Consider the following 8612-nt stretch of genomic DNA (forward strand, 5'->3'; position numbering starts at 1 on the left):
GCCTGCTCAGGCGGATCAGCTGTGCATTTAGCCAAAGCGGCCGCTCACGTAATCCTGGGTGGCCTGCTGGCCGGGTGCGTTAAATATTCTTTCGGTGTCATTGAATTCAACCAGGTAGCCCACCTTGCCACTGCCCCCCTCCACCGCTTCGGCGTTAAAGAAAGCAGTTTGATCGGCAACCCGCACGGCTTGCTGCATGTTGTGGGTCACGATAATGATCGTGTAACTACGCTTGAGTTGGTGCATCGTTTCCTCGATCTTCAAAGTGGAGATCGGATCAAGGGCTGAGCAGGGTTCATCCATCAGGATGACTTCAGGCTCCGTGGCGATGGCCCTGGCGATGCAGAGGCGCTGCTGCTGACCGCCGGAGAGGGCCAGACCACTCTCTCGCAATTTGTCCTTGCATTCATCCCATACCGCAGCCTTGCGGAGTGAGCGCTCCACCAGCTCATCCATATCGCCTTTGAAGCCATTGATGCGGGCGCCGAAGGCGATGTTTTCGTAGATCGTTTTAGGAAAGGGATTGGGTTTCTGGAAAACCATGCCGATTCGCCTGCGCACCTCTACCGGATCGACGCGGAGGTCGTAGAGGTCGTTGTTGTCAAACACAACCCTACCCTTCAATTTGCAGCCCGGAATCAAATCATTCATGCGGTTGAGAGCCCGCAGCACGGTGGACTTGCCACAACCGGAGGGGCCAATGAAGGCTGTCACCTTGCCTTTTGGTAAATCCATATAGACATTTTTCACCGCCTCAAATTTCCCGTAGGAGATGGTGACATTCTGCAGTGACATGCAGACATCCACCTTACTGGTATCAGCACTGGTTGGTTTGGCGTAGCTGCTTGTCATGGTTCTAAGTGGGTAGGTTTGGGGAGAGAGCTTGGGGGTCAGACCTTGGCCATACGGCTGATCCAGCGAGCCAAAATATTTGCCGCAAGAATCATCATGACGAGAACAAAGGAGGCGGCCCATGCAAGTTCGTTTTGAGCTTCATAAGGCATGATCGCGAAATTGAAGATCAAAACAGACATGGTTGCTATTGGGTTGAAAACACCCTCCGGCCAGAAGGGAGAGAAAAGGGCTGTGAAGATGAGAGGGGCCGTTTCACCGGCTGCCCTGGCAATCGCCAGAACCACCCCGGTGGCTATGGGGGTGAATGCAGAAGGCAGCGTCACCCGGGTAATAGTGACAAATTTGGAGGCACCCACTCCGTAGGCGCCCATGCGCAATTCCTGGGGTACTAATTTGAGACCTTCGTCTGTGGTTTTGATAACCGTAGGTAGCATCAGCACTGAAAGGGCAATGCCCCCAGCCATGGCGCTATAGCTCTGATCAAAGAAGAAGCGGGTCGAAACAACGATTCCGTAGACGAAGACGCCACTGATGATCGAGGGAACACCTGCAAGCACATCATTGCCAAAACTGACAAACTGTGCAAACCAGCCCCGGCTGGAATATTCACTGAGATAGATGCCTCCGCCAACTCCAACAGGAATCGCAATCAGTGCCGCAATCGCCGTAACTAACATGGTCCCGAGAACGGCATTGCCGATACCACCACCCTCAAGACCAGGGGGCGGGGGGAGTTCAGTGAACATGGTTAGGGAAATCAACTTACCTCCCTGGATCAGCACATAGATCAGTACCAGGAAGAGGGGCAGTACCGCGATTGAGGCAAACAGGCCCGCAACTGTGGTGAAGAGCTGGTTAAGCCGATTGCGCTTGAGGCTGGGATCAAAATGAAGGGGTCTGCGATCAAACAGGGAGCTGTTCGAGTAGCTGATGGGGGATGATTTCGTCATCTGGGTTGCCATTTGTGGGTTATCTCAGTAACGAAGGCTCAAGCGCTTCACAATTAACTGGGCAGCCATATTTACTAAGAAGGTCAGCACCATCAATATCAAGGCCGCATACATCAAAGCCGACACCTGAATGCCATCGGCTTCACCAAATTGGTTTGCCAACATCGAGGCAATCGTGTTGCCGGGTGCAAGCAGGGAAAGGTCAAAGTTGAGGGAATTGCCAATAATCATTGTGACAGCCATCGTTTCCCCCATGGCCCTTCCTAAGGCCAGCATCACGCCCCCAGTGATTGCAGAAATAGCTGCCGGCAAGATGACACTGAAGATGGCCCCCCAGCGGGTAGTACCTACCCCGTAAGCTCCCTGGCGCAATTCAATTGGTACTTGATTCAGCGCATCCCTAGAGATGGCGGTGATAATCGGCAGAATCATCACCACCAGAATCAAAATTGCCGGGGCCATGCCGGGACCCTGGGGAATGGTATTGAAAAACGGGCTCCAGCCCAGCAAGCTGTGCACGAGGCTGAGGGCTGGCCTGATCGCAGGCTCCATCACAAAAATTGCCCAGAGGCCAAGTACGACCGAAGGGATGGCAGCGAGCAATTCGACCATCAGGCCGATGGCATCTCGAACCACCGTAGGCATCAGATCTTCGGTGATGAAAATTGCCGTACCTACCCCGAGGGGCACGGCAATCAACAAAGAAAGAATCGAGGACACCAGGGTGCCGTAGATGGCGATGAAGGCTCCGTAGTCTTCGTTGACGGGATCCCAGCCGGAGGTGGTGAGGAAGTTCAGACCAAACTCGGCAATCGCCTCGCGGGCCCCATGAAACACCGTCAGGAAAATTCCCAGCAGCACAATTGCCACCATGGAGGCGAGCACCAGGGTGAGTTGCCGAAAGCCCAGGTCGACGAACCTTTCGCTTGGGGGCCGTCGCCTCAAGGTGAAGGCATCCCGCGGGGATGGGCTGGGATCCGTAGCTCTGAGGTCCGTCAGCATGGGGGGGAATGGCTTTGCATCGGTCAGCCCGGGGGCGGCCTATCCAGCCAAAACTACGAAGCGCCCCTCGCATGGGCGTTTAAGCAGTGATTAACGTCTTGTCGCCCGGTAGTTTTGGGGCTCCATCGCGCGGGGCCGCGCCAGCCGCTTTCATGGGTCGACAGGCTTCATCGCTCCCCAAATCCCATGGCGCCCAGTCATGTCACGGATAGTTGGTATCGACTTGGGCACCACCAATTCGGTGGTGGCGGTTCTCGAGGGTGGCCGTCCCCAGGTGATCGCCAGCGTTGAAGGCGGCCGCACGACCCCCTCGGTGGTGGGCTTCAGCCGCGATCAGGAGCTGTTGGTGGGGCAGTTGGCCCGGCGCCAGCTGGTGCTCAACCCCCGCAATACCTTCGCCAACCTCAAGCGGTTTGTGGGCCGCCAGTGGGACGAATTGGAGGAGGGCAGCCTGACGGTGCCCTACACGGTGCGGGCCAACGACCAGGGCAGCGTGCGGGTTGTCTGCCCGGCTACCCAGCGTGAATACGCCCCGGAAGAGTTGGTGGCCAGCATCCTGCGCAAGCTTGTGGATGATGCCGCCACCTATCTGGGCGAGCCGGTGGAGGCTGCGGTGATCACCGTGCCGGCCTACTTCGACGACGCCCAGCGCCAGGCCACCCGCGATGCGGGGCGGCTCGCCGGGATCAGTGTGGAGCGAATCCTCAACGAACCCACAGCTGCGGCCCTGGCCTACGGCTTTGATCGCAGCACGGTCAAACGGGTGCTGGTTTTCGACCTGGGGGGCGGCACCTTTGACGTTTCGGTGCTGCGGATTGCCCAGGGGGTCTTCGATGTCAAGGCCACCAGCGGTGATACCCAGCTGGGCGGGAATGACTGGGATCGCCGCATCGTCGACTGGCTGGCAGATGGCTTCCAAAGCGAGCACGGAGTCGATCTGCGCCGCGACCGCCAGGCTCTGCAGAGGCTCACCGAGGCGGCGGAAAAGGCCAAGATCGAACTGAGCGGCGTGCCCAGTACCCCGATTTCTCTTCCTTTCATCGCCACGGGCCCGGATGGGCCCCTGCACGTTGAAACGACCCTCGAGCGCAGGGTGTTTGAGGGGCTTTGTCCCGATCTGCTTGACCGCCTGCTCCGGCCCGTGCAGGGGGCCCTGAGGGATTCAGGCCTGGCAGCGGATGACATCGACGATGTGGTTTTGGTAGGGGGCTCCAGTCGCATGCCGATGGTGCAGGAAATGGTGCGTACCCTCATCCCCCTGGAGCCATGCCAGTCGGTTAATCCCGATGAGGTGGTGGCGATTGGGGCTGCCGTGCAGGCGGGCATCCTCACCGGTGAGCTGCGCGATCTGATGCTCAACGACGTCACGCCCCTGTCGCTTGGTCTCGAGACGATCGGAGGGGTGATGAAGGTCTTGATCCCGCGCAATACACCGATCCCAGTACGCAAAAGCGACCTGTTCAGCACCTCCGAGTCAAACCAGAGCTCTGTGGAGATCCATGTGCTGCAGGGCGAGCGACAGATGGCCGAGGGCAATAAAAGTCTTGGGCGCTTCCGCCTCTCCGGTATTCCGCCTGCTCCCCGCGGGGTCCCCCAGGTGCAGGTGTCCTTCGACATCGACGCCAATGGCCTGCTGCAGGTGTCGGCCACTGACCGCACCACGGGCCGTCAGCAGAGCGTGAGCATCCAGGGGGGATCCAATCTCAGCGAGGAGGAGATCAAAACCCTGATCGAGGAGGCAGAGCTGAAGGCCGGTGAAGATCGGCGCAAGCGCTCAGAGATTGACCGTCGCAACCGGGCCCAGACCCTGGTGGCCCAGGCGGAGCGCCGGCTCCGCGATGCCTCCCTGGAGCTGGGGCCCTATGGCGCCGAGCGCCAGCAGCGCTCTGTGGAGATGGCCCTGCGCGATGTGCAGGACCTGCTCGCCGCCGATGACCTGGTGGAGCTGGAACTGGCGGTCAGCCAGCTCCAGGAGGCGCTGTTTGGCCTCAATCGACGCCTGTTGAGTGAGCGCAAGGCCGAGCAGGGGCCCCTCCAGGGCCTCAAGAACACCCTGGGCTCGCTCAAGGATGAGCTGTTTGCCGATGATGACTGGGATGACTGGAACCGTCCAGGCAGCGACCCCTGGGCCATGGCGCCGCCCCGCTACAACCGGGAAAACAGCTATGGGGAACCCAGCTACAGGGAACCCAATTACAGGGAACCCAGCTACAGGGAACCTGAACCGATCGGCCGCGACCGTCCCCTGCGGCCAGATGAGGACCCCTGGGGGGATGGCTCCTACCGGTGACCCATAGTCCTGGCGCCCAGCCCGACTACTGGTCAGTGCTGGGTCTGGAGCCCGGTGCCGATGCCCCCAGCCTCAAGGCGGCCTTCCGGGCCCAGGCCCGCCGCTGGCATCCGGATCTAAACGGCAACGACCCCCTCGCAGAGGAGCGCTTCAAGCGGGTCAACGAGGCCTATGCGGTGCTCTCCGATCCCCGACGCCGCCAGGCGTGGGAGGCCGGGGGCCCTTCGGCAGGGCCGGGTGGCTCAGGCGCAGGTGATCCCTTTGCCACGGGATTTCCAGACTTTGACGACTACCTCGACGCCCTGTTGGGCGAGCGCCGCCGGCCGGCCCAGGAGCAAGGGCCGCCTGTGGAGCGGGAATACGCCGCCGAGATCGAGACCGAGACCGAGAACGAGAACGAGACAGAGGACGAGGACGAATCTGCCGGCTCGGTGACCTCCTCTCCCGCCCCTCCCCCCCCGGTGCAGGCCAGCAGTGATCAGGAAAGTCTGGTGGAACTCAGCCCGGAGCAGGCCCTGCAGGGCGAGCGGGTGGAGTTGGTGCTCCCCGATGGCACGGCGGTGGAGGTCTGGACTCCCCCTTTTGCCGGCGACGGTTGGCGGCTGCGGCTTGTCGGGGTGACACCGGGCGGTGGTGACCACTTCCTCCAGCTGCGGGTGCGCACGGATGAGGGCCTGCGCATCGATGGCCTGCGGGTTCTCTACCCCCTGGAACTCAGCCCGGCCGAGGCGGCCCTGGGCTGTCAGGTGGTGGTGCCGACCCTGCGGGGGCCGGTCAAGTTGAGGGTGCCCCCGGGCTCCTCCAGCGGCCGACTGCTGCGGCTGCGGGCCCGTGGCCAGGAGTGGGGCGAGCAACGGGGCGACCAGCTGGTGGAGGTACGCATCGTTGTGCCGGATGTGCTGGCTGACGATGAGGCGGCCCTCTACAGACGCCTTCAACAATTGGCCGATGACCCCGATGGCGGCAGCCGGTGACACACTGAAGGGCGATGCCCCCCTGCCGCGATCCATGCCGGTGCATGTGCTGTTATTTGATGCCGGAAGCGACCAGGAAGGCATCCATTCCCTGGAAGTCAGTGGCCGCACTGTCGTGCTGCTTTTTGAAGACCGGGACGATGCCGAGCGCTATGCGGGACTGCTGGAGGCCCAGGATTTTCCCGTGCCGACGGTCGAGCCCCTCGACCGGGAGGAGATGGAGCTGTTCTGCAGCCAGGCCGGCTACGAAGCTCGCCTGGTGCCAGCCGGCTTCCTGCCCCAGAGCCCGGAAGATCGACTGCTGATCGCGCCACCGGAGCGCAACATGGATGTGACCCAGTGGCAGGAGGAGCAGCCAGAGGCTGGCGTTGATAGCAGCCTGGAGGCGATTCGGCGTCAGCTGGAGGGGCTGCTGTGAGCCTGCCTGTGCCCGCAACTGACCGGGGCCACCTGCTCACCGAACAGGCCAATCCCCTCAGTGAGAAGCTCGACCAACTCTCCACCGCCGAGCTGGTAGCCCTCTTCTGTGCAAACGACCTGGAGCCCCAGAGGGCCGTGGCAGAGGCGGCACCAGCCCTCACCCGGGCAGTGGATGCCATCGCCAGCCGGCTGGCCCAGGGTGGTCGCCTCTTCTATCTCGGCGCAGGCACCTCAGGCCGACTTGGGGTGCTTGATGCGGCGGAGTGTCCGCCCACCTTTTGCAGCCCACCAGAGCTCGTTCAGGGGGTTCTTGCAGGTGGGGCAGCTGCCCTGCTGCGCAGCTCGGAGGGGCTGGAAGACCTGGCTGAAGCCGGTCGCCATGATCTGGAGCAGCGGGGCTTCGGCGCCGGCGACTGCCTGGTGGGGATTGCGGCAGGTGGCACCACTCCCTACGTGTTGGGCGGGCTGGCCCACGCCCAGGCGATCGGGGCCCTGGCGATCGCCATGGCCTGCGTGCCGGCAGAGCAGGTGCCAATGCCCTGTGAGATCGATATCCGCCTGCTCACGGGGCCGGAGTTGCTGGCCGGATCTACCCGCCTCAAGGCAGGCACCGCCACCAAGATGGCCCTCAACTTGCTCTCCACCGGCGTGATGGTGCGGCTGGGCAAGGTGTACGGCAACCGGATGGTGGATGTGGCCGTCAGCAACATCAAACTGGAGGATCGGGCCCTACGCATCCTGCGCGACCTGGCCGGTGTCAGCCGGGAGGACGGGGTGGCCCTGTTGCAAGAGAGCCAGGGTTCGGTGAAATTGGCCTTGCTGATGGCCGCATCGGGGTTGGACCTGGATGGGGCCTCCACCCAGCTGGAACGGCATGGCCCCAGCCTGAGGCAGGCTCTGGCGGCCTGCGCTGCTCAGTTGAAGGGTCCCCAGTAGGGCGCAGTAAACAGATCAAACTTGCGGCGGCTGGCAGCGGGCACCTGGTCTGGCGGGGTGATCAGGGCATTGCGGAGCGCGTGATGGGCGCTGCTGGTAGGCCGCTGGGCAGCCACCCGCTCGGCCGCCACCCTCACGATCTGCTGGGCCAATGTGGCATTGGTGCCCAGATTCTCGATCACCATCTCCATCGTCACCGAGGCATGGTCCTGGTGCCAGCAGTCGTAGTCGGTGACCATCGCCAAGGTGGCATAGGCGATTTCGGCCTCCCGAGCCAGGCGAGCCTCGGTGTGGTTGGTCATGCCAATCACCGCACATCCCCAGGAGCGGTAAAGCTCCGATTCAGCCCGGGTGGAGAAGGCGGGCCCTTCCATGCAGAGGTAGGTGCCACCTCGATGAAGTTGGTGGCCCTTTGGCATCAGGCTCTCGCCCACGTCGGCCAGCAGGCGAGCCAGGGCCGGGCAGAAGGGATCCCCGAAACCCACGTGGGCCACAAGCCCATCCCCGAAGAGGGTCGTGGGCCGCTGCTGGGTGCGGTCAATGAATTGGTCCGGCACCAGCATGTCCAGGGGGCGGATTTGCCCCTGCAGTGAACCCACCGCCGAGAGGGAGAGAATCCAGCGCACCCCGAGGGAACGCAGGGCCCAGATGTTGGCCCGATAGGGCACCTCAGTGGGACTGAGGCTGTGGTGGCGACCATGGCGGGCCAGGAAAACCACCTCCAGCTCGCCGATACGCCCCAGCAGCAGGGCAGCCGAGGGATCGCCGTAGGGGGTCTCGACCCGCAACTCCTGGACGTTCTCAAGGCCGTCCATGCCGTACAGCCCGCTGCCCCCCAGGATTCCCATGCGGGCCCGGCTGAGATCGATGCCGGTGCGGGGGACGGGGCTGGAGCTGGTCTTCGGCAAGTCGGTCATCGGCACTGCGCCCATCAGCTTCCATTCTCAACATGGGGGTGGAGGCAACCGCTTCCGGCGACCCCATAAAGTCGCTGTTTCCCCCCATTTGTCGTGACCAAAGCCCTGATGGAAACGGATGCCGGCAGCATCGAACTCGAGCTCTTCGAGGTTGATGCGCCAAAAACCGTGGCCAACTTCACCAAGCTCGCCAAAGAGGGCTTCTACGACGGCCTGGCCTTCCATCGGGTGATTCCCGGTTTCATGGCCCAGGGGGGCTGCCCAAATA

Annotated in this window: 9 protein-coding genes; 5 read left to right on the forward strand and 4 right to left on the reverse strand. The window is 62.3% G+C overall.

Annotated features, from left to right (window positions below):
• Window positions 1-27: 27 nt before the first annotated feature.
• From pstB to pstC, 3 genes are read right to left on the reverse strand one after another with little or no spacing between them, the layout of a single operon-like run.
• A complete protein-coding gene (gene pstB / locus KBZ15_RS13040; protein ID WP_255015636.1) occupies window positions 28-852 on the reverse strand; it encodes a phosphate ABC transporter ATP-binding protein PstB in 825 nt (274 codons plus the stop codon).
• A 38-nt stretch (window positions 853-890) separates the two neighbouring features.
• Window positions 891-1817, reverse strand: a complete 927-nt coding sequence (gene pstA, locus KBZ15_RS13045) for a phosphate ABC transporter permease PstA (protein ID WP_396123480.1) — start codon at window positions 1815-1817, stop codon at window positions 891-893.
• 12 nt (window positions 1818-1829) lie between these two features.
• Complete coding sequence (gene pstC, locus KBZ15_RS13050; protein ID WP_255015626.1) at window positions 1830-2807, reverse strand: phosphate ABC transporter permease subunit PstC; 978 nt, start codon at window positions 2805-2807, stop codon at window positions 1830-1832.
• 199 nt (window positions 2808-3006) lie between these two features.
• On the opposite strand from pstC, the gene dnaK reads away from it, so the two are divergent.
• From dnaK to murQ, 4 genes are read left to right on the forward strand one after another with little or no spacing between them, the layout of a single operon-like run.
• Window positions 3007-5097, forward strand: a complete 2091-nt coding sequence (gene dnaK / locus KBZ15_RS13055; RefSeq protein ID WP_255015628.1) for a molecular chaperone DnaK — start codon at window positions 3007-3009, stop codon at window positions 5095-5097.
• Entirely contained in the window at window positions 5094-6071 is a 978-nt protein-coding gene (locus KBZ15_RS13060) for a DnaJ domain-containing protein (RefSeq protein ID WP_255015629.1), read from the forward strand. The genes dnaK and KBZ15_RS13060 overlap by 4 nt, the downstream gene beginning before the upstream one ends.
• 34 nt (window positions 6072-6105) lie before the next feature.
• Window positions 6106-6489 carry a DUF3110 domain-containing protein gene (locus tag KBZ15_RS13065; protein WP_255015640.1) on the forward strand — a complete coding sequence of 128 codons (384 nt, stop codon included), beginning with the start codon at window positions 6106-6108 and terminating at the stop codon, window positions 6487-6489.
• A complete protein-coding gene (murQ, locus tag KBZ15_RS13070; RefSeq protein ID WP_255015632.1) occupies window positions 6486-7427 on the forward strand; it encodes an N-acetylmuramic acid 6-phosphate etherase in 942 nt (313 codons plus the stop codon). Before KBZ15_RS13065 ends, murQ begins: the two co-directional genes overlap by 4 nt.
• On the opposite strand, the gene mtnP is transcribed toward murQ, so the two are convergent.
• A complete protein-coding gene (gene mtnP, locus KBZ15_RS13075; protein WP_255015635.1) occupies window positions 7406-8344 on the reverse strand; it encodes an S-methyl-5'-thioadenosine phosphorylase in 939 nt (312 codons plus the stop codon). The two genes, murQ and mtnP, sit on opposite strands and share 22 nt — an antisense overlap.
• 93 nt (window positions 8345-8437) lie before the next feature.
• Between mtnP and KBZ15_RS13080 the strand changes: the two genes are divergently transcribed.
• The coding region (locus tag KBZ15_RS13080) for a peptidylprolyl isomerase (RefSeq protein WP_255015641.1) at window positions 8438-8612 on the forward strand (175 nt) is incomplete at its 3' end.

The organism is Cyanobium sp. BA20m-p-22 (assembly GCF_024346275.1).
GTDB lineage: Bacteria > Cyanobacteriota > Cyanobacteriia > PCC-6307 > Cyanobiaceae > Cyanobium_A.

Coding starts and splice junctions, on each gene's coding strand:
- pstB (WP_255015636.1), bottom strand. CDS start 852: ATGACAAGCAGCTACGCCAAACCAACCAGTGCTGATACCAGTAAGGTG.
- pstA (WP_396123480.1), bottom strand. CDS start 1,817: ATGGCAACCCAGATGACGAAATCATCCCCCATCAGCTACTCGAACAGC.
- pstC (WP_255015626.1), bottom strand. CDS start 2,807: ATGCTGACGGACCTCAGAGCTACGGATCCCAGCCCATCCCCGCGGGAT.
- dnaK (WP_255015628.1), top strand. CDS start 3,007: ATGTCACGGATAGTTGGTATCGACTTGGGCACCACCAATTCGGTGGTG.
- KBZ15_RS13065 (WP_255015640.1), top strand. CDS start 6,106: ATGCCGGTGCATGTGCTGTTATTTGATGCCGGAAGCGACCAGGAAGGC.
- mtnP (WP_255015635.1), bottom strand. CDS start 8,344: ATGACCGACTTGCCGAAGACCAGCTCCAGCCCCGTCCCCCGCACCGGC.